At 67.8% G+C, this 20433-nt stretch carries 18 protein-coding genes; 14 read left to right on the forward strand and 4 right to left on the reverse strand.

Translation table 11 applies throughout. The annotated features are described in order from the left end of the window. The first annotated feature begins 30 nt into the window (after positions 1-30). The 6 genes from AA0Z93_RS11525 (at position 31) to AA0Z93_RS11550 (ending at position 6330) form a co-directional block, all read left to right on the forward strand. Positions 31-336, forward strand: coding sequence for a DUF3649 domain-containing protein (locus tag AA0Z93_RS11525; protein ID WP_413048816.1), 306 nt, complete (start codon positions 31-33; stop codon positions 334-336). Then, on the forward strand, positions 333-1916 hold the full coding sequence (locus AA0Z93_RS11530; RefSeq protein WP_413048815.1) for a PepSY-associated TM helix domain-containing protein: 1584 nt from the start codon (positions 333-335) through the stop codon (positions 1914-1916). Before AA0Z93_RS11525 ends, AA0Z93_RS11530 begins: the two co-directional genes overlap by 4 nt. Beyond that, on the forward strand, positions 1916-2242 hold the full coding sequence (locus AA0Z93_RS11535) for a DUF3325 domain-containing protein (RefSeq protein WP_413048814.1): 327 nt from the start codon (positions 1916-1918) through the stop codon (positions 2240-2242). The genes AA0Z93_RS11530 and AA0Z93_RS11535 overlap by 1 nt, the downstream gene beginning before the upstream one ends. 4 nt (positions 2243-2246) lie before the next feature. Further along, positions 2247-2822 carry an RNA polymerase sigma factor gene (locus tag AA0Z93_RS11540; protein WP_413048813.1) on the forward strand — a complete coding sequence of 192 codons (576 nt, stop codon included), beginning with the start codon at positions 2247-2249 and terminating at the stop codon, positions 2820-2822. After that, on the forward strand, positions 2819-3799 hold the full coding sequence (locus AA0Z93_RS11545) for a FecR family protein (protein WP_413048812.1): 981 nt from the start codon (positions 2819-2821) through the stop codon (positions 3797-3799). The genes AA0Z93_RS11540 and AA0Z93_RS11545 overlap by 4 nt, the downstream gene beginning before the upstream one ends. A 125-nt stretch (positions 3800-3924) precedes the next feature. Continuing rightward, positions 3925-6330, forward strand: a complete 2406-nt coding sequence (locus tag AA0Z93_RS11550) for a TonB-dependent siderophore receptor (protein WP_413048811.1) — start codon at positions 3925-3927, stop codon at positions 6328-6330. Between the two features lie 210 nt (positions 6331-6540). On the opposite strand, the gene AA0Z93_RS11555 is transcribed toward AA0Z93_RS11550, so the two are convergent. Together AA0Z93_RS11555 and AA0Z93_RS11560 are read right to left on the reverse strand one after the other, a co-directional pair. Next, complete coding sequence (locus AA0Z93_RS11555; protein ID WP_413048810.1) at positions 6541-7515, reverse strand: 2-hydroxyacid dehydrogenase; 975 nt, start codon at positions 7513-7515, stop codon at positions 6541-6543. Positions 7516-7742: 227 nt separating this feature from the next. Further along, positions 7743-8690, reverse strand: a complete 948-nt coding sequence (locus tag AA0Z93_RS11560; protein WP_296264553.1) for a LysR family transcriptional regulator — start codon at positions 8688-8690, stop codon at positions 7743-7745. Positions 8691-8829: 139 nt separating this feature from the next. Here AA0Z93_RS11560 and AA0Z93_RS11565 point away from each other — a divergent pair, with 139 nt between their 5' ends. Genes AA0Z93_RS11565 through AA0Z93_RS11580 form a run of 4 tightly spaced genes read left to right on the forward strand, consistent with a single transcriptional unit; the run spans position 8830 to position 13629 of the window. Then, positions 8830-10392 (forward strand): efflux transporter outer membrane subunit, encoded by a 1563-nt coding sequence (locus AA0Z93_RS11565; protein WP_413048809.1) that lies wholly within the window; start codon positions 8830-8832, stop codon positions 10390-10392. Then, on the forward strand, positions 10392-12569 hold the full coding sequence (locus AA0Z93_RS11570; protein WP_413048808.1) for an FUSC family protein: 2178 nt from the start codon (positions 10392-10394) through the stop codon (positions 12567-12569). The genes AA0Z93_RS11565 and AA0Z93_RS11570 overlap by 1 nt, the downstream gene beginning before the upstream one ends. Further along, positions 12559-12759 carry a DUF1656 domain-containing protein gene (locus AA0Z93_RS11575; protein ID WP_413048807.1) on the forward strand — a complete coding sequence of 67 codons (201 nt, stop codon included), beginning with the start codon at positions 12559-12561 and terminating at the stop codon, positions 12757-12759. The genes AA0Z93_RS11570 and AA0Z93_RS11575 overlap by 11 nt, the downstream gene beginning before the upstream one ends. Positions 12760-12768: 9 nt before the next feature. Next, the gene (locus tag AA0Z93_RS11580) at positions 12769-13629 is read left to right on the forward strand and encodes an efflux RND transporter periplasmic adaptor subunit (RefSeq protein WP_413048806.1); all 861 of its coding nucleotides are present in this window, start codon (positions 12769-12771) and stop codon (positions 13627-13629) included. 173 nt (positions 13630-13802) lie between these two features. Here the strand turns inward: AA0Z93_RS11580 and AA0Z93_RS11585 are convergent, their stop codons facing one another. Continuing rightward, positions 13803-14258, reverse strand: a complete 456-nt coding sequence (locus AA0Z93_RS11585) for a universal stress protein (RefSeq protein WP_413048805.1) — start codon at positions 14256-14258, stop codon at positions 13803-13805. Between the two features lie 154 nt (positions 14259-14412). Here AA0Z93_RS11585 and AA0Z93_RS11590 point away from each other — a divergent pair, with 154 nt between their 5' ends. The 4 genes from AA0Z93_RS11590 to AA0Z93_RS11605 all read left to right on the forward strand — a co-directional run bounded on the left by AA0Z93_RS11590 (position 14413) and on the right by AA0Z93_RS11605 (position 19560). Then, positions 14413-15339: a LysR family transcriptional regulator gene (locus tag AA0Z93_RS11590; protein ID WP_413048804.1), complete on the forward strand. Its 927-nt coding sequence runs from the start codon at positions 14413-14415 to the stop codon at positions 15337-15339. A 116-nt stretch (positions 15340-15455) separates the two neighbouring features. Further along, positions 15456-16997, forward strand: coding sequence for an MFS transporter (locus AA0Z93_RS11595; protein WP_413048803.1), 1542 nt, complete (start codon positions 15456-15458; stop codon positions 16995-16997). 23 nt (positions 16998-17020) lie between these two features. Next, positions 17021-18106, forward strand: coding sequence for an HlyD family secretion protein (locus tag AA0Z93_RS11600; RefSeq protein WP_413048802.1), 1086 nt, complete (start codon positions 17021-17023; stop codon positions 18104-18106). After that, on the forward strand, positions 18103-19560 hold the full coding sequence (locus tag AA0Z93_RS11605; protein WP_413048801.1) for an efflux transporter outer membrane subunit: 1458 nt from the start codon (positions 18103-18105) through the stop codon (positions 19558-19560). Before AA0Z93_RS11600 ends, AA0Z93_RS11605 begins: the two co-directional genes overlap by 4 nt. Here the strand turns inward: AA0Z93_RS11605 and AA0Z93_RS11610 are convergent. Further along, the gene (locus AA0Z93_RS11610) at positions 19543-20367 is read right to left on the reverse strand and encodes an SDR family oxidoreductase (RefSeq protein WP_413048800.1); all 825 of its coding nucleotides are present in this window, start codon (positions 20365-20367) and stop codon (positions 19543-19545) included. The two genes, AA0Z93_RS11605 and AA0Z93_RS11610, sit on opposite strands and share 18 nt — an antisense overlap. Positions 20368-20433 lie beyond the last annotated feature (66 nt).

Genomic DNA, 20433 nt, shown 5'->3' on the forward strand with positions numbered 1-20433 from the left:
TTGCATCCCCCGAAACCCCGGACCTCTTCCATGAAACCCAAAGCCACGGGTCTGCCTCTGCATTACCGCCTGGCGGTCGTGTCCCGTTGCCTGGCCGCCTTGTTCGGCGGCTACGTGCTGGCTTCGCTGGCCAGCATCTGCCTGGCCCTGTTGGCGCCTCTGCCCCAAGTGGACGCCGTACTGTTGGGCATGATGCTGTCGTTCGTCGTGTACCTGCTGGCCTTCATCTGGTGCTTCGCCTGCCGTAGCGCTTGGCAGGCGTGGGTCGGGGTATTGGCGCCGAGCCTGGTGCTGGGGGCGATCGACGCACTGGCCTACTGGATGAACCTGCCATGAGAGAAGGCTTCCGCCAGGCGATGGCCTGGCTGCACACCTGGACCGGGCTGATCTTCGGCTGGTTGTTGTTCGCGATTTTCCTGACCGGCACGATGTCGTATTTCAAGGAAGAAATCAGCCACTGGAGCCAGCCGGAGATCCAACGCCACACCCTCGATCCGGCCAACAGCCTGGCCTTGGCCCAACGTTACCTGCAAAGCAACGCAGGCTCGGCCAGCGCTTGGTTCATCCGCCTGCCAAGCGAACGCGAGCCGGCCATCAGCGTGGGTTGGCGCACGCCGGAAGGCGGTCGTCGCGGTTTCATGCGCAAGGACCTCGATGCGTCCAGCGGTGAGGAGGTGCAGGCACGCGACAGTCGCGGCGGCGAATTCTTCTACCGTTTCCATTTCCAGCTGGAGATGCCCCATCCCTGGGGGCGCTGGCTGTCGACTTTGTGCGCCTTCATCATGTTCCTCGGGCTGATCACCGGGATCATCACCCACAAGAAGATCTTCAAGGAATTCTTCACCTTCCGCCCCGGCAAGGGGCAGCGCTCCTGGCTGGACGGGCACAACGCCATCGGCGTGCTGGTGCTGCCGTTCCACCTGATGATCAGCTACAGCAGCCTGGTGCTGTTCATGTACATGGTCATGCCTGCCGGCATCCTGGCCAGCTACGGCGGTGACACCAATCGCTACTTCAGCGACCTGTTCGGGCGTGACCTCGACGTCACCCCCGCTGGCGTGGTGGCGCCCATGGCGGCGCTGCCCACGCTGTACGCCAAGGCGCTGGAACAGGCACCCGGCGCGCATCTGGGCACGGTCCAGGTGCAGAACCCCAACGACCAGAACGCCCGGGTCAGCTTCACCCGCGCCTCGTCCGACGACGTCGCCTACCGCCGCAGCCAGACCTGGAGCTTCGATGGCGTCAGCGGCCAACTGCTGTCCAGCGGTGCGCCCGAGAGCGGCATGATGATGACCTCGTTCAGTTTCGCCGGTCTGCACATGGGCAACTTCGCCGGGCCTTGGCTGCGCTGGCTGTATTTCTGCTTCGGCCTTGGCGGCACGGCGGTGATCGGCACCGGCCTGGTGATGTGGTTGGGCAAGCGCCAGCTCAAGCATGCCAAGCGCGCACGCATGCCGGCCGAACTGCGTTTGGTCGAGGTGCTCAACATCGCCAGCATGAGCGGTCTGCTGCTGGGCGTGGCGGCGTTCTTCTGGAGCAACCGCTTGCTGCCGCTGGACGTGCAGGGGCGCGGCGACATGGAGGTCAACGCGTTTCTGGGGGTGTGGGCCTTGTCGCTGCTGCATGCAATGCTACGCCCCGGTCGTCGTGCCTGGGCCGAGCAATTGGGCCTGGGCGCGCTGGCCTTCGCGTCGCTGCCGCTGCTCAACGCGCTGACCACTGGGCAGGGCCTGAACCATTCACTCGCGGTGGGCGACTGGGCGATGGCCGGTTTCGATCTTACGGCGCTTGCCGTCGGCCTGTTCCTGAGCTGGACCGCGCGCAAGCTGCTGACCCCGCCCAAGGTCGCCGCCAAGCGCGCCCCGCGGGCATTGCCTGCAGGCCGCGACGGCGTCGCCAAAGTGGAGGTGCACTGATGTTCGCCATCGCCTTGATGGGCTTCGCCGGTTTCGCGGCGCTGTGCCTGGCCATGGAAAAGCACTTCAAGGAGCTGCTCAAACGCAGCCCCGACGCACGTCATGGCAAGGCCTTGCGCCTCGGCGGCTGGGCGCTGTTGCTCACGTCGCTCGCGCTGGCGGTGCACCTGCGCGGTTGGACGCACGGCCTGGTGGAGTGGATCGCCGTGTTGATGGCAGGGGGGGTCGCATGGGTGTTCGTGCTGCCTTATCGCCCACGCCTGTTGTTGGGCCTGGCGGCCGCCAGCGCCGTGCTCGGCCCGTTGCTGGCCGTGTTCACGCCGTGACGCTGTGAGCGAGCCGGGAGAGCGCAGCGAGCCCGCCGAGGAGCATGCTTGCGGGCGGGCACGGTTCGTCCAGGTGTTCCAGGCCCAACGCGCGCGCATGGAAGCGCTGGTCAGCCGCCGCGTCGGCTGCCGTGCCACGGCTTCGGACCTGGTCCAGGAGCTGTTCCTGCGTTTCTGGCGTCGGCCGCAGATCGAGGTCGAGGCGCTCGACACCTACCTGCTGCGCTGTGCCGGCAACCTGGCCATCGACCACCTGCGCAGCGAAGGCAGCCGCGAGCGTGCGGCCGAAGCCGTAGCGCCGGTGGACGAGGCGACCACCGCCCTGGCCCCGGAGCAGGCGCTGGAAGTCGACCACGACCTGCAGCGCATCGAGGCCGCCTTGCGTGGTTTACCCGAACGCACCCGGCACATCTTCCTGCTCAACCGCATCCATGGCCGCAAGTACGGCGAGATCGCCACAGCCATGCAGGTGTCCCAGAGCGCGGTGGAAAAGCATATGATGCGCGCCCTCCAAGCGTGCAAGGCGAGCGTCGCCGAGCCCACGTCCATGCCACGCCGGCCAGGAAGCGCCCGCCGATGAGCCGTCCACCGTCGATCTCCGAAGCGCAGTCGCAGGCTGCCCTGCTCTGGCTCAGCCGGATCAACGAGCAGCCCGCGCAGGCCGAAGGCGCGGCCTTCAAGCGTTGGCTGCTGGCCGATCCGCGGCACCGCGAGGCTTACGCGCAGGCCCAGTCACTGTGGCGAAGCAGCGCCGCGCCGGCGCTGCGCCTGGCCGAAGAGGAGGGCGACAGCCTGCAACGCTATCTCGAGGCCATGGGCCGTCCGGTCAAGCGTCCTTGGCGGCGACGCAGCGCGGCGTTGGCGATGGCCGCCTGCCTGGTACTGGCCGTGGGCATTGCCGGAGGATGGCAGCCTGGCCATTGGCTGCTGGACACGCAGGCCGACTACCGCAGCGGCGAAGGCCCGCGCCAGATCACCCTGGCCGACCGCTCGCAGGTCACGCTCGATGCGGGCAGCGCGATCGCGGTCGATTTCGCCCAGGGTGAGCGCCGCGTGCGTTTGCTGCGCGGCGCGGCGTTTTTCCAGGTCAGGCATACCGGCGAAGCGTTCCGGGTCGAAGCCGGTGGCGGCGAAGTGCGGGTGATGGGCACCCAGTTCGAAGTGCGCGCGCTCGACGACGGCGCGCAGGTCACGGTCAGCAGCGGACGCGTGGCGGTCAGCCCAACGCCGGGAGGCAGGGCGCAGGAGCTGACTGCCGATCAGCAACTGAGCTACCGCAGGGGGCAGCTGGACACCGTGCAGCGCGTCGACAGCGACAACCGTCTGGCCTGGCGTCAGGGCTGGCTGAACTATTACCACGCGCCGCTGGGGCAGGTGGTCGATGACCTGGCGCGCTACTACCCCGGGCGCATCCTGCTGCTCGACGACACGCTGGCGCAGCGGACCGTCAGCGGCAGCTTCCCGGTCGCCGAGCCGATGCAGGCACTGGATTCGCTGGCCCAGGTGCTGGGCTTCTCGCGGCAGACGCTGTTGGGGCGGCTGACCCTGATCCGCTAGGCGAATGCGGATCGAAAGATCGTGAAAATATTTTCGACGACGGGTGAGGTCGTCCGCTTCGGCATCCGTGTAATGAGTGGAACTGCGATTGATTCGCAGTCATAGCCCCTCACAGGTCAGCGTTCATGAAGTTCATCCCGCGTTGCGTTCCCCTCTGGCTCGGCCTTTCCCTGCTACCGACCACGGCGTTCACCTCCCTGGCCAGCGGCGCCGAGCAGCAGCAGGCCTACGCGTTCGCCCAGCCGGCCCAGCCCTTGGCCCAGGCCCTCAACGCCTTCAGCCGCGCCACCGGGCAGAGCGTGGTCTATACCGTCGAGTTGCCCGGCGTCCAGGCGCCGGCGCTGGACGGACGCTACAGCGCCGAGCAGGCGCTGCAACGCCTGCTCGGCAGCACCGGCCTGACCTGGCGGCGTCTGGACGCCCGTACCCTGACCCTGGACGCCTCGTCTGCGCCAGCGCCCGACAGCGCCGGCACCGTCAACCTGCAGGCCACCACCGTCGCATCAATGCTCGACGACGACAGCTACCAACCGCCGGCCACGGCCTCGATCATGCGCGGCCAAGGCCCGAGCCAGGACCTTCCCCAGGCGATCAACGTGGTCCCGGCCCAGGTGATCCGCGACCAGGCCCCACGCAACCTCGACGACGCCCTGAGCAACGTCAGCGGCATCACCCAAGGCAACAACTTCGGCGGCACCTCCGACACGGTGATGAAGCGCGGCTTCGGCGACAACCGCGACGGCTCGATCATGCGCGACGGCATGCCCATCGTGCAGGGCCGCAGCCTCAACGCCAGCACCGAACGGGTCGAGGTGCTCAAGGGTCCGGCGTCGTTGCTCTACGGCATCCAGGACCCGGGCGGCGTGATCAACGTGGTCAGCAAACGCCCGCAACGCGAGCAGTACAACGCCGTGACCGTGCGCGGTTCGACTTACGGCAGCGGCAAGAACGGCAGCGGCGGCGGCCTGGACAGCACCGGTGCGCTGGGCGACAGCAACCTGGCCTATCGGCTGATCGTCGACCACGAAGACGAAGACTACTGGCGCAACTATGGCGTGCACCGCGAATCGCTGGTGGCGCCGTCTTTGGCCTGGCTGGGCGAAGACACTCAAGTGGTGCTGGCCTACGAGCACCGCGAGTTCCTCCACCCCTTCGACCGCGGTACGGCGTTCGGCAGCAACGGCCACCCGCTGGACATTCCCGCCACCCGCCGCCTGGACGAGCCGTTCAACGACATGGAGGGCCGCTCCGACCTGTATCGCCTGGAAGTCGACCACCAATTGGACGACGCCTGGAAGCTGCACTTCGGCTACAGCTTCAACCGCGAAACCTACGACGCCAGCCAGGTGCGCGTCACTGCCGTGAACGAAACCGCCGGCACCCTGACCCGCAGCATGGACGGCACCCACAACGCCATGAGCCGCGATCAGTACGCGACGCTGAGCCTCAACGGCAACCTCGAACTGGCCGGCATGCAGCACGACCTCCTGTTCGGCGTCGACCACGAGGACCGCAAGGTGTTTCGCGGCGATCTGATCCGCCAGACCGCGCGCTCCCGCTTCAGTTATGTCGATCCGGTTTACGGCCGGGAAGTGGAGGGCAGCACGGTGCGCGCCAGCGACAGCGACCAGACCGACAAACTGCGCACCGATGCGCTGTTCATGCAGGACGCCCTGCACCTGGACGACCACTGGATTCTGGTCGCCGGCGCGCGCTTCCAGCAGTACGACCAATACGCCGGGCGCGGCCGACCGTTCACGGCCAACACCGACACCCGCGGCCAGTCCTGGGTGCCGCATGCCGGCATCGTGTACAAAGTCGACGAACAGTTGTCGTTCTATGGCAGCTACAGCGAGTCGTTCAAACCCAACTCCAGCATCGCGCCGCTGACCGGTGGCCTGGTGCTGGACTCCTCGATCGCGCCCGAAGAGGGCAAGTCCTGGGAACTGGGCGCCAAGCTGGACGTGCCGGGCCGGCTGACCGGTACCCTGGCGCTGTTCGACATCACCAAACGCAACGTGCTGGTGTCCAACTTCGACAGCAGCACGGGCGAGACGCTGTACAGCAATGCCGGCGAGGTCAATTCACGCGGCGTCGAATTGGACCTGACCGGCCAGCTCAGCGACCGCTGGAGCCTGATCGGCAGCTATGCCTTCACCGACGCCGAAGTCACCAAAGACCCGGACCTGGAGGGCAATCGCCTGCAAAACGTCGCCCGTCATAGCGGCTCGCTGTCGGCGGTGTATGACTATGGCAGTGTGTTCGGCGGCGACCGGCTGCGGATCGGAGCAGGCGCGCGCTATGTGGGGGAACGTTCGGGCAACGCCACCAACACCTTCGACTTGCCGTCCTATACGGTGGCCGATGCCTTCGCCACCTATGAAACCAAGCTCGATGAGCACAAGGTGCTGTTGCAATTGAACGTGAAGAACCTGTTCGACAAGGTTTATTACAGCTCAGCGGTGAACCAGTATTTCGTGGCGATTGGGGATGCGCGGCAGGTGGGTGTGTCGAGTACTTTGGAGTTCTGAGGCGGCATGAGAAACCGTACTGTGGCAGGGCAGCTATGTGCATTGGTCGTATCAGGGCGGCGGTGCCGGCCATCGCGGCTGAAGCCGCTCCTACAAAGAGATATGTATTCTCGGCAGTGCACTCTGACTTGTAGGAGCGGCTTCAGCCGCGATTGCCGGCACCGCCGGCCCAATGGCCCCAGCACCTTCCAACAGATTCCGGCGCGGTCGTTACCCCTTCCACACCTGCGGATTCACCAGATTCTGCGGCCGCTCACCCAACAGCGCCGCGCGCAGGTTGTCCAGCGCCCGGTTGGCCATGGCTTCGCGGGTTTCGGCGGTGGCCGAGCCCAAGTGCGGCAGGGTCAAGGCATTGGGCAGCTTGAACAGCGGCGATTCACGCAACGGCTCCTGCTCGTACACGTCCAGGCCGGCGCCGCGGATGGTGCCGTTTTGCAAGGCTTCGATCAGTGCCGCCTCGTCCACCACCGGGCCGCGGGCGATGTTGATCAGGAACGCGCTGGGCTTCATCGATTTCAGTTCCCGCGCGCCGATCAGTTTGCGCGTGGCGTCGGACAGCGGCACCACGATCACCACGAAGTCCGCCTCGCCCAGCAACTGCTCCAGGCTGCGGTACTGCGCGCCCAATTCCTGCTCCAGCGCCGTCTTGCGGCTGTTGCCGGCATACAGCACCGACATGTTGAAACCGAAGCGCCCGCGGCGGGCGATCGCCGCGCCGATGTTGCCCAGGCCGACGATGCCGAGGGTCTTGCCGTGCACGTCGCTGCCGAACTGCGCCGGCCCCACGGTGGCCTGCCAGTTGCCGGCCTTGGTCCAGGCGTCGAGCTCGGCAGTGCGCCGGGCGCAGCCCATGATCAGCGAGAAGCCGAGGTCGGCGGTGGTTTCGGTGAGCACATCGGGGGTGTTGGTCAGGGCGATGCCGCGCTCGTTGAAGTAGTCCACGTCGTAGTTGTCGTAGCCCACCGACACGCTCGACACCACTTCCAGCTTGGCCGCACCTTCGAGCTGGCTGCGGCCCAGTTTGCGCCCCGCGCCGATCAGGCCATGGGCTTGGGGCAACGCTTCGTTGAACTGCGCCGCGATGTCGCCGTTCTTGGGGTCGGGCACGATCACGTTGAAGTCGGATTGCAGGCGCTCGGCCATGGCGGGAGTGATGCGGCTGAAGGCCAGGACGGTTTTTTTCATGGACGGCTTCTCTGCAAGGCGGATAGGGCCTTGTAGGGGTTAGCCGTTGCGGCATTCCGGTGCTAGCTGCGACGGCCCGCAGAGCGACTGCGGGTCAGATGATGCGCGATGGCTTGACCAGACATCGCCGGCCGTTGCGGCTAGCCTCGGCGCGCGGAAACGGCCGCCCCTACAGGTGATTGGTTAGCAACCTAACATCGTCCGTGGCCTCAGTGCAGCCGCTTTTTTCAATGCGCCACGTGCAACTCATGAATTTTCAGGTCCGCATCGTGGGCGGCGAGGATTTCCGGCAGGGAATTGCGCAGGTACTCCACCCAGGTCTTGATCTTGGCGTCCAGGTACTGCCGCGACGGGTAGATCGCGTACAGGTTCAGCTCCTGCAAGCGGTAGTCGGGCACCACCCGCACCAGGCTGCCGTCGCGCAGCCCGTCGATGGCGGTGTAGATCGGCAGCACACCCACGCCCATGCCGCTGCGGATCGCGGTCTTCATGGCGTCGGCGGAATTGACCTGGAACGGCGAGGACGGCACGTTGATCACCTCCTGGCCTTCCGGACCGTTGAACAGCCACTTCTCCAGCGCGATCACCGGGCTGACCATGCGCAGGCAGGCGTGCTTGGCGAGTTCGGCCGGCTTTTGCGCGATGCCATGGCGGGCCACGTAGTCGGGCGAGGCGCAGACGATGCTGTAGGTGATGCCCAGACGCTGCGAAACGAAGCCCGAATCGGGCAGCTCGCTGGCCAGCACGATCGACACGTCGTAGCCTTCGTCGAGCAGGTCCGGCACGCGGTTGGCCATGGTCAGGTCGAAGGTCACGTCCGGGTGGGTTTCCCGGTAGCGGGCGATGGCATCGACCACGAAGTGCTGGCCCACGCCGGTCATCGAATGCACCTTCAGTTGCCCGGCCGGGCGCGCATGGGCGTCGCTGGCTTCGGCTTCGGCCTCTTCGACGTAGGTGAGGATCTGCTCGCAGCGCGTCAGGTAGCGCTTGCCGGCTTCGGTCAGGGCGATGCGCCGGGTGGTGCGGTTGAGCAAGCGCGTTTGCAGGTGCGCTTCGAGGTTGGAAACTGCGCGCGACACGTTCGCGGTCGTGGTATCCAGTTGGGCGGCGGCGGCGGTGAAGCTGCCCAGCTGCGCCACGCAGCTGAACGCGCGCATGTTTTGCAAGGTGTCCATGGGTCACTCTCGGGGTTGAGGGCGAAATTGTGACATGAAGCAACGGCGGAAGCGCTTCGACCAAAGCCGGATTATCGCTCTTTTGGTAACAAAGATTCGCAGGAATATACGCTTATCGGCGTTCGCGCCGCCCCCTAGAATGGCGCCGCCCACCCTCCATGCCCCGGAAACCGCCGCTGTGCAGCGTCGCCTCGTTAGCGCACTTCGTGTGCTCAGTTGTTGTGTCTTCAGTCTGAACGTATCGGGCTGTATCAATACCGCCGGTATCGCCCCGCACCAGCACCCTATGCAGCCCGACGCCCTGGCCATCGACGCGGCCATCCGCGGCGCCGAAGCGGATGCGCACTGGCCCGTTCAGCGCTGGTGGCAAGCCTATGGCGACCCGCAGCTCGACCGCCTGATCGACCAGGCCCTGGCCGGCAGCCCCAGCCTGGCCGCCGCCGTGGCGCGCCTGCGCCAGGCCCAGGCGCAGGCCGGTGTGGCCGAGTCGGCCGAAGGTGTGCAGGGCAATGCCGAAGCCGCGTTGAACCGCCACGGCTGGCCGCAGGATCAGTTCTACGGCCCCGGCGCACTGTCCGGCGCCAGCACCTGGGACACCCATGCCGGGCTTGGCCTGAGCTATTCCCTCGACCTCTGGGGCCGCGAGCGCAATGCCAGCGAGCAGGCCCTGGACGTCGCCCACCAGCGCGCCGCCCAAGCCCGACAGGCGCAGCTGGAATTGCAGAACAACCTGGCCAAGGCCTACATCCAGCTGGCGCTGCACTACGCGCAACGCGACATCGTCGAACGCCAACTGACCCGTCAGGAACAGATCCTGGCCCTGGCCCAGCGCCGCCTCGACGCCGGCATGGGCACCCACCTGGAAGTCAGCCAGGCGCAGGCACCGCTGCCGGAAATCCACCGCCAGCTCGACGGCCTCGACGAAGCCATGGCCCTGACCCGCAATCAGTTGATGGCCTTGGCAGGCCTCGGGCCAGGGCAGGGTGCCAGCCTGCAAAGGCCGACCCTGGCCCTGGCCGCGCCGTTGCCGCTGCCGTCGCGGGTGCCGGCCGAACTGCTCGGCCAACGCCCGGACGTGGTCGCCAGCCGTTGGCAGGTGGCGGCGCAAGCGCGGGGCATCGACGTGGCCCATGCGGATTTCCTGCCCAACATCGACCTGCTCGCCAACCTCGGTTTCATGGCCACCGGCGGCGCTGCCCTGAGCTTGTTCGACGCGCGCAAGCGCACCTATCAGGCCGGGCCTGCGCTGAGCCTGCCGGTGTTCGACGGCGGCCGCCTGCGCGCGCGACTGGGCGCCGCGGCGGCCGGCTACGACCTGGCCGTGGCGCACTACGAGCAAACCCTGGTGGAGGCGCTGAAAGCCATTTCCGACCAGTTGATCCGCCGTGAGTCGATGCAGGCCCAGGCGCGCCTGGCCGGTGAGTCGGTGGCCGCCGCCCAGCGCACCTACGACATCGCCACCGTGGCCTTCCAGCGCGGGCTTACGGGGTACCAGGACGTGCTCGACGCACAGACCTCGCTTTTGCGCCAGCAGCAGATCGAACGGCAGGTCTGGGCCGCGCGCCTGACCGTGCATGCCGAACTGGCCACGGCCCTGGGCGGGGGGCTGGGCGCCGGGGGCGATGCTCCTGACCCCGCGCGCGAAGCGGCGCCTTCCTTGCCGGCCGCCCTGGCGCTGGGGCAGCGCGGCGGTGGCGCGTGATGAACGCCATGGGCCTGGCCTGGGACCGCCTCCAGGGCCTGGAGTGGCGGCGCGGTCTGTTCACCTGGGCACGCACCGACGGCGTCACCTGGGTGTACATCCTCAAAGTGCTGACGGCGGCCTTCCTCACCCTGTGGCTGGCCATGCGCCTGGAGCTGCCGCAACCGCGCACGGCGATGATCACCGTGTTCATCGTCATGCAGCCGCAGAGCGGGCATGTGTTCGCCAAGAGCTTCTACCGCGTGCTCGGCACCCTGGCCGGCTCGGCGATGATGGTGTTGCTGATGGCGCTGTTTCCGCAGAACACCGAGCTGTTCCTGCCCAGCCTGGCGCTATGGGTGGGCTTGTGCGCGGCCGGGGCCATGCGCTACCGCACTTTCCAGGCCTACGGTTTCGTACTGGCCGGCTATACCGCGGCCATGACCGGCCTGCCGGTGCTCGAACACCCCGACCAGGCCTTTCTGGCCGCGGTGTGGCGGGTGCTGGAAATCGGCCTGGGCATCGTCGTCTCCACCGCGGTCAGCGCCGCGATCCTGCCGCAGTCGTCCAGCGCGGCACTGCGCAATGCTCTGTACCAGCGTTTCGGCGTGTTCGCCGGGGTGGCCGTGCAGGCGTTGCGCGGCAGCAACGCCCCTGCCGACTTCGAAGCCAACAGCGTGCGCCTGGTCGCCGAAGCCGTGGGCCTGGAAAGCCTGCGCAACGTGACCGCCTTCGAAGACCCGCACATGCGCCGGCGCAGTGGCCGGCTGGTGCGCATGAACAGCGAGTTCATGGGCGTGACAACGCGCTTCAACGCCCTCTACCGCTTGCTCGAACGCTTGCGCGCGCAGGGCTCGACGTCCATCAACGCGGCGCTCGCGCCCGGCGTGGCGAGCCTGATCGAGCTGTTCGAGCCTTATGTGAACCGCTTGCTGACCGATGCCGACGCGCTGCGCCTGACCCTGGAACTGGCCGCCTACCGCGACGGCCTGCAGCAGCAGGTACGCGAGCTGCGCGCCGCGTACCTGGCCAGCGCGCCCAGCGAGGCCGAGCTGCTGGATTTCCACACCGCCTTCGAACTGCTCTACCGCTTGATCGACGACCTCTACAACTATGCCCAGACCCACGCTTCGCTGGCGGCCCACAAGCACGCCCGCGAGCAGTGGCGCGAGCCCTTCGTGGCCCGCACCAACTGGCGGGTGTCGGCGGCGGCAGGCGTGCGTTCGGCCGCGGTGCTGTTGCTGCTGGGCAGCTACTGGCTGCTCAGCGACTGGCCCAGCGGGGCGATGATGACCTTGATCGCCACGGTCACCGCCGGGCTCTCGGCGGCCTCGCCCAACCCCAAGCGCATGGCGTTCCAGATGGCCTGCGGCACCTTGCTCGGCGCCTTCGTCGGCTTTTTCGAAACCTTCTTCGTGTTTCCCTGGATCGACGGCTTCGCCTTGCTCTGTCTGGTGCTGGCGCCAGTGTTCGTGTTCGGCGCGTTTCTTTCCTCGCGCCCGGCCCATGCCGGCTACGGCATCGGCCTGCTGGTGTTCTTCGCCACCGGCTCGGTGCCGAACAACCTGACCCAGTACGACCCTTACACCTTCATCAACGACTACATCGCGATGGTGCTCGGCATGCTGGTCTGCGCGGCAGCGGGGGCGATCGTCCTGCCGCCCAACAGCCGTTGGTTGTGGCAGCGCCTGGAGCACGACCTGCGCGGCCAGGTGCTGTTCGCCCTCGGTGGGCGCCTGCGCGGGTTGGGTTCGGCCTTCGAGAGCGGCACCCGCGACCTGCTGCACCAGGCCTATGGCCTGGCCGCCGGCACGCCAAAGGTGCAGGGCGAGCTGGTGCGCTGGATGTTCGCGGTGCTGGAGATCGGCCACGCCATCATCGAGCTGCGCAAGGAGCAGGCCCAGGCTCCGGTGCACCCGGCCTACGCCGAAACGCAGCCCTGGAGCCAGGCCATCCGCGTGATGGGGCGGGCCCTGGCGCGCTTGTTTTTGCAACCGAGCGCCAGCCACCACGCGCGTGCGCTGGTGGCCGTGGACCACGCCATCAGCCGCGTGCAGGCCACCGACGAGCCCTTCGCCCGGCATTTCGACACCTCGGTACTGCGGCGGGTGCAGAGCTACCTGCACTTCATCCGCACCTCGCTCCTCGACCCACAATCGCCACTGGCACCCGCCCCAGGAACCGACCATGCCCCGTGAGATCGCCTTCCACGGCCTGTACCTGCCGACCCTGACCTTGCTGTTCCTGCTCGCCGCGGGGCTGGCCTGGGGCCTGGACCGCTTCATCGCCAGCGTCGATGGCTACCGTTTCTTCTGGCATCCGGCGCTGCTGCGCCTGTCGCTGTTCGTCTGTCTCTTCGGCGCCCTGGCGCTGACCGTCTACGGGTAAGCACCTGCGATGAAAAAGTTCTACAGCCTGATTGCCACCCTGTTGGTGCTGGCCGCTGCCGTGTTCATCGGGCGGCAGTTGTGGGTCGACTACATGACCACACCCTGGACCCGCGACGGCCGGGTGCGCGCCGACATCATCAATGTCGCCGCCGACGTGCCGGGCTACGTGCTGGAGGTGCCGGTGCGCGACAACCAGCGGGTACGCAAGGGCGACCTGTTGATCCAGATCGACCCGGCCCATTACCAGGTGGCGGTGGACCAGGCCAGGGCGCTGGTGGCCTCGCGCAAGGCCACCTGGCAGATGCGCCAGGTCAATGCCCGGCGCCGCGCCGACCTGGACAACCTGGTGATCTCCCAGGAAAACCGCGACGACGCCCGCGACATCGCCGGCGCCGCCCTGGCCGACTATCAGCAGGCCCAGGCCCAGCTCGCCGCCGCCGAGCTGAACCTGGCGCGCACGCGTATCCTGGCTACGGTAGACGGCTACGTCACCAACCTCAACGTGCACCGCGGCGACTATGCGCGCACGGGCGAGGCGGTGATGGCGGTGGTCGACGAGCAGTCGTTCTGGGTCTATGGCTTCTTCGAAGAGACCAAGCTGCCGCACGTGAAGGTGGGCGATCCGGCCGAGTTGCAGATGATGAGCGGCGAGCGCCTGGGTGGGCATGTCGAGAGCATCGCCCGCGGCATCTACGACCGCGACAACCCGCAGAGCCGCGAGCTGGTGGCCGACGTCAACCCGACCTTCAACTGGGTGCGCCTGGCGCAGCGGGTGCCGGTGCGGATTCACATCGATCAGGTGCCGGAGGGATATCTGTTGGCGGCGGGGACCACCTGTACCGTGGTGGTCCAAGGGCGTGAGGAATGAAGAAGGCGGCTGGGCGGTTCGACTGGGCGGCATCGCCCAGACAGGGTCGGCGAAGAAGGCCTGGCCAGACCGGCTCGGCCAGATCGGCTCGGCCAGACCGGCTCGGCCAGACCGGCTCGGCGCGCAATCGAAGCATTATCGACCGCCGGCGTCGCAGCCCCTTACATGCGTGCTCAGGGTTCCTGCATCGGTGCCACCAGCACTGGCCATCGCCCCTCATCGATCACCTTCGCGCTGACCGACGGATCGAGCAGCCGGCCCAGCCGCGACAGGTGGCGGTGGCCCATGACGATCAATTCGCAGTCCAGCGTCTGCGCCGTGTCGAGAATCACCGCCACCGGTGCCCCCGGTACGGTGTGCCCCTCGCACTCGAAGCCCGCTGCGCGCAACGTCTCGATCGCCTGGGCCACGGCCTGCTCGGCCAGTTGCTGTTCTTCGCAGGCGGCCGGGTACTGGTCGCGCTCCTGTTCGGTGTAGCCGGTCGGTGCGGGGTGTACGGCAAAGCTCGGGTCGATCGCCAGCAGCACATGCAAGGTCTGTTGCGCAGACCGGCAATAGCGCTGGACCAAATCGAGGATGGCATGGCGGGCCGGGGAGGCATCGATGGCGATCAGGACTGGGCGCGGCATGGGCATTTCCTTGGCAGTGGAAGGGCAGGCCTGCATTCTCGACGCTTGCCGGCGTGCGGATAAAGCCCCTGGCACGCACGAGCCGATTGCGTCTGGCGCACGGGTGCCAGCTGTTAAGATCGCCACTTCCCACAGCCTTCGCGGAAATCACTCGATGCCACTGCCGGACATGAACCTGTTGGTCGCCCTCGATGCCTTGCTCGACGAAGGCAGCGTGGTCGGCGCGGCGCAACGCATGAACCTGAGCCCTGCCGCCATGAGCCGCACCCTGGGGCGCATCCGCGACGCACTGGGCGACCCGATCCTGGTGCGCGCCGGGCGCGGCCTGGTGCCGACGCCACGGGCGCTGGCCCTGCGCGAGCAGGTCAGCCACTTGGTGGAGCAGGCCGGGCAGGTGTTTCGCAGCGCCGAGAGCGTCGATCTGGCCAACCTGGAGCGTGCCTTCAACATCCGCACCAACGACCTGTTCATCGCCCTGTACGGCGCGCAGTTGCTGCGCATGATGCACGAGCAGGCGCCGCGCACGGTGCTGCGTTTCGTGCCCGAAGGCGGCCAGGACGACGATGCGGTGCTGCGTGACGGGCGCACCGACCTGCTGATCAGTTCGAGCATCGACCTGGGCCCGGAGATCAAGGTCCAGCGCTTGTTCCACACGCTCTACATCGGCCTGGCCCGGCGCGAGCACCCGATCTTCGACGGCCCGATCACCCCCGAACGCTTCGCCGCCTACCCGCAGATCAGCGTCTCGCGCCGTGGCCGCGCCAACGGTCCGATCGATGCGGAACTGGCGCTGCACAAGGTGCAACGGCATGTGGCGCTGATCACCCCGAGCTTCCATTCGGCGATGTTTTCCCTGCCCGATTCCGACCTGATCCTGCCGATGCCGGCCAACATTCTCGCCAGCGTCAACAAGCTCGACCTGCCGCTACGGGCCTTCGACATTCCGCTGCCGATGGAGCGGGTGACGGTCATGCAGGCCTGGCACCCGCGCTACCACAACGACCCCGCGCACCGCTGGCTGCGCCAGACCCTGAAGGCCTGTTGTCAGATGGAAATGGGTGACGAAGGACAGTGGGCCTAGAACCAACACCCGCCGATTGCGCCGGACGCAAAATAAAACTGCCGATAAGTCAGTTTTCGTAAGCATTCGACCTTTCTAGACTGCACAGCCTTAAATTATTGCTGGAGATTTCAGGCATGGCGGTGTCGTTCACCCCCCCGCCGACGCTCGCCTCTGCGCCGTCAGCGGCCGCGCCGGCGCCATCGGCGTTCGGTCCGCGCGTGGTGACCGGGTTGTTCGGCGTGCTGCTGGCGGTGCTGTGTGCCGGCCTCAACGAAGCCGTGACCAAGCTGTCGCTGGCCGACATCCGCGGCGGCATGGGCATCGGCGCCGACGAAGGTGCCTGGCTGCTGGCGGTGTACAGCGCCGCGTCGGTGTCGGCCATGGCCTTTTCGCCCTGGCTGGCCACCACGTTTTCCCTGCGCCGTTTCACCCTGTGCGCCATCGCCCTGTTCGCCGTGCTCGGTCTGCTGCAACCCTTCGCACCGAACCTGCACAGCCTGATGCTGCTGCGCATCCTGCAAGGGCTGGCGGCCGGGGCCTTGCCGCCGATGCTGATGAGCGTGGCGCTGCGCTTCCTGCCGCCGGGCATCAAGATCTATGGCCTGGCCTGCTATGCCTTGACCGCCACCTTCGGCCCGAATCTGGGCACGCCGCTGGCAGGCCTGTGGACCGAATACGTCGGCTGGCAATGGGCGTTCTGGCAGATCATCGCGCCGTCGCTGCTGGCCATGGCCTGCGTGGCCTGGGGTTTGCCGCAAGACCCGTTGCGCCTGGAGCGCTTCGCCCAGTTCGACTGGCGCGGCGTGCTGCTCGGGCTGCCGGCCCTGAGCTGCCTGGTGCTGGGCCTGTCGCTGGGCGATCGTTGGGGCTGGTTCGACTCGCCCCTGATCACGGCGCTGCTGGGCAGTGGTGGGTTGCTGCTGGTGCTGTTCATGTACAACGAGTGGTCGGAGCCGGTGCCGTTCTTCCAGCTGCGGCTGCTGTCGCGGCGCAACCTGGCCTTCGCGCTGGTGACGCTGGCCGGGGTGCTGGTGGTGCTGTCCGGTTCGGGCAGCCTGCCGTCGGCGTATCTGGCGCAGATCCAAGGCTATCGGCCGGCGCAGACCAGCCCGCTGATGCTGTTGGTGGCGCTGCCGCAGTTGCTCGCGCTGCCGTTGACCGCGGCGCTGTGCAACCTGCGCGCCGTCGATTGCCGCTGGGTGCTGGCCATGGGCCTGGGCCTGCTGGTGCTGTCGTGCCTGGGCAGCAACGGGCTGACCAGCGCCTGGATCCGCGACGACTTCTACCCGATCTACCTGCTGCAGGTGTTCGGCCAGCCCATGGCGGTGCTGCCGCTGCTGATGCTGTCGACCAACGGCATGAGCCCCCAGGAAGGGCCGTTCGCCTCGGCCTGGTTCAACACGGTCAAGGGTTTGGCTGCGGTGGTGGCCACGGCGGTGCTGGAGCTGCTGGGTACCTGGCGCCGGCATTTCCATTCCAACCACCTGGTCGACAGCCTGGGCAACGCGCCGCAACTCGACGATCGCGCCGCCGGGCTCGCCCAGCGCATTCATGAACAGGCCCAGGTGCTGACCTCGGCCGACCTGTATCTGGTGATGGCAGGGATCGGCGTCGCGCTGATCTGCCTGATTCCTTTCGTACCTACCCGGGTCTACCCGCCGCGTGCGGTGGCCTGAACCTGTGACCGAGAACCGCTGACATGAAGGACAACCGCAAGACCCTTATCATCGCCGGCGTGCTCGCCGTGGCGGCGCTGGCCGTGCTCGCCGGCCGCTGGCTGCTGGGCAGCGACCATCGGCAAAGCACCGAGGACGCCTACGTGGTGGCCGACTACACCGTGGTCGCGCCGAAAGTGGCCGGCTTCGTCAAGCAGGTGCTCGTCGAGGACAACCAGCAGGTCAAGGCCGGGCAACTGCTCGCCAGCCTCGACGACCGCGACTACCAGGCCGCTCTGGACGCCGCGCTGGCCCGCCAGAGCGTGGCCCAGGCGCAGCGCGCCAACGCCCAGGCGACCCTCGAACGCCAGGCCGCGCTGATCGCCCAGGCCGAAGCGGCGGTGAGGGCAGCCAAGGCCGAGACGGCCTTCGCCGAACACGAAGTGGGCCGTTACGGGCGCCTGGCCGAACAGGGCGCCGGCACCGTGCAGAACGCCCAGCAGGCGCGCAGCCGGGTCGAACAGGCCCGCGCGCAGCAGGCCAACAGCGCCGCGGCCTTGCTCGCCGCACGCAAGCAGGTGGATGTGCTCAGCGCCCAGCGCGACAGCGCCGAAGGCCAGTTCAAGCAGGCCGGCGCTGAGGTGGAGAAGGCGCGCCTGGACCTGTCGTACACGCGCATCACCGCCCCCGTCGACGGCATGGTCGGCGAGCGCGCGCTGCGTGTCGGCGCCTACGTCAGCCCCGGCACGCGACTGCTGTCGGTGGTGCCGCTGGCCGAGGCCTACGTGGTCGGCAACTTCCTCGAAACGCAACTGACCCACGTGCATCCCGGCCAGCCGGTGCACTTGCGGGTCGACACCTTCGCCGAACACAGCCTGCACGGCCACGTGCAGAGCATCGCCCCGGCCACCGGCGTGACCTTCGCTGCGGTCAAGCCCGACAACGCCACCGGCAACTTCACCAAAGTGGTGCAGCGCATTCCGGTGAAGATCGTCTTCGATGCCGGCCAGCCCGGCTTGGAGCGGTTGCGTGTCGGCATGTCGGTCGAGGCGACCATCGAGACCGACGCCGATGGCCACGTCGATAGCCTCGCGGAGAGCCCCGTCGGCCGCGAGATCAGCGCGCGATGAAGGCCATGGCCCGTTTCAGCCCTTTGCTGCTCGCCGCAACCCTGGCCGGCTGTAGCCTGGGCCCGGACTTCCAGGCGCCACACAGCCAGGCACCGGCGCAGTGGTCGTCGCCGCGCGGTGAGGCCGCGGCCAGCCAGCCGCGCGCCGAACCCCTGCAACAGCGCTGGTGGGACAATTTCCATGACGCCCGTCTCAGTGCCCTGATCGAGCAGGTGACGGCGCGCAACCTCGACCTGCGGCTGGCCAGCGCCCGCGTGCTGCAAAGCCGCGCCGCGCGCAGCTCGGTGGCCGCCGAAGAACTGCCGTCGGTGGACGCCGAGGCCGGCTACAGCCGCGCGCGCAACAGCGCCGAAGGCCTGAACGATCCGTCCGGCCATGCCGGTAAATCCGCCTATAGCCTGTGGCAAGGCGACCTCACCGCCGGCTGGGAGCTGGACCTCTGGGGCCGCGTACGGCGCCAAGTGGAGGCGGCCGATGCCAACGTGCAGGTGGCCGAGGACGACCGTCGCGGCGTGCTGTTGACGCTGCTGGCCGAAACCGCACGCGACTACATCCAACTGCGCGCCGTGCAGCGCACACTGGGCGTCACCGAGGACAACCTCAAGCTCGCCCGGCATGGCCTGGAGCTGTCGCAAGACCGCTTGAACGAAGGCGTGGCGACCCAATTGGACGTGGCCCAGGCCAGCGCGCAAGTCGCCTCCATCGAGGCGCGCCTGCCTACTTTGCAGGCCCGACGCGACGACCTGATCAACGCCTTGAGCCTGCTCGCCGCCGAGCCGCCCGGGCGTTTGCAGACGCAGTTGCTGGCCCCTGGCGCCGTGCCCGAGCCGCAACAGCGCTTCGCCATCGGCCTGCCCTCGCAACTGGCCGCGCGGCGGCCGGACATCCGCCAGGCCGAAGCGCGACTGCATGCCGCCACTGCCAGCATTGGCGTGGCCCAGGCCGACTTCTACCCGAGCATTCGCCTGTCGGGCAGCGTGGGCTTGCAGTCGCTGCAACTGGCCGACCTGGGTAGCTGGAGCGCACGCCGCTTCGCGGTCGGCCCACAGCTGTCGCTGCCGATCTTCGAGGGCGGGCGGCTCAAGGGCGTGCTGCAACTGCGCGAGGCGCAACAGCAGGAAGCGGCGGTGAACTACCGCAAGACCGTGCTCGGCGCCTGGCACGAGATCGACGATGTGCTGCGCCTGTACAACGCCAGTCAGTTGCGCCGCGACCATTTGGCCGAAGCCGTGCGGCAGAACCGCATCGCCCTGCAGACCGCGCAGCGCCAGTACGTGGAAGGGGCGGTGGACTTTCTCAACGTGCTCAGCGTGCAGAGCGCGCTGCTGGCCAGCGAAGAGCAGTGGATCGACAGCTCGGCGGCGGTGGCCCAGGCCATGGTGGGCTTGTACAAGGCGCTGGGCGGAGGCTGGGAGGCGTTCGAGGCCGCGCCTGCGTCACAGCCGTCGCAGTAGCCCGAAACGCTTGCGCAGCGCCCAGTCCAGCAGGCGCCGCGGCACCAGTCTGGCGAGCAGCGGCAGGGCGGTGCTGCCATTACCCAAGCGCACCACGGCCGGCAGCGGGCGCCGTTGCAGCGCGGCGAGCACGCCTCGGGCCAGTTGCGCTGCGGGGGTGGGGTGGTCCTGCGAAGCCCGGGCGCGCGCCTCGACCTGCGCACGCAAGGGCCACCAGGGCGAGTCGGCCTGCAACACCTCGGCCGCCTGGCGCTGGGCGGTGCTGGCGAACTGCGAGGCGATGGCGCCGGGTTGTACTTGCAGGACGGTGATGCCGAATGGCGACAGCTCCAGGCGCAGGGCATCGCTCAGCGCATGCACCGCTGCCTTGGAAGCGCAGTAGGCGCCGGCGAACGGCGTGACCAGCACGCCCGACACGCTGCCGATGTTGACCACCGTGCCCTGGCTGCGGCGCAGCAGCGGGAAGAACACGCGGGTCACGTCCACCAGGGCGAACACGTTGGTTTCGAATTGCTGGCGCAGTGCGTCGGCGCCGCCGTCGAGCAGCGGGCCCATGGCGCCATAGCCGGCGTTGTTGACCAGCAGGTCGAGGCCCGCGCCGCGCGCCTGCACCTCATCGAACAGACGCAGCAGCGCAGGGCGGTCGTTGACGTCCAGCGCACGGGCGATGAAGCCGGCCGCGGCCAGGCACTCGACGTCGCCCGCTTGCCGCGCCGTGGCCCAGACCGCGTAGCCGGCATCGCGCAAGGCGTCGGCCAGGGCGCGGCCGATGCCGCTGGAACAACCGGTGATCAAGGCAGTGGGCATGGCGCGGGACCGTGACGAGGGCAGGGAGGGAGAGTCTGGCAGAGTGCGCCGAACAATGCGTGCGAT

Origin of the sequence: Pseudomonas phoenicis (assembly GCF_047302395.1) — a bacterium.
Taxonomy (GTDB): Bacteria; Pseudomonadota; Gammaproteobacteria; order Pseudomonadales; family Pseudomonadaceae; genus Aquipseudomonas.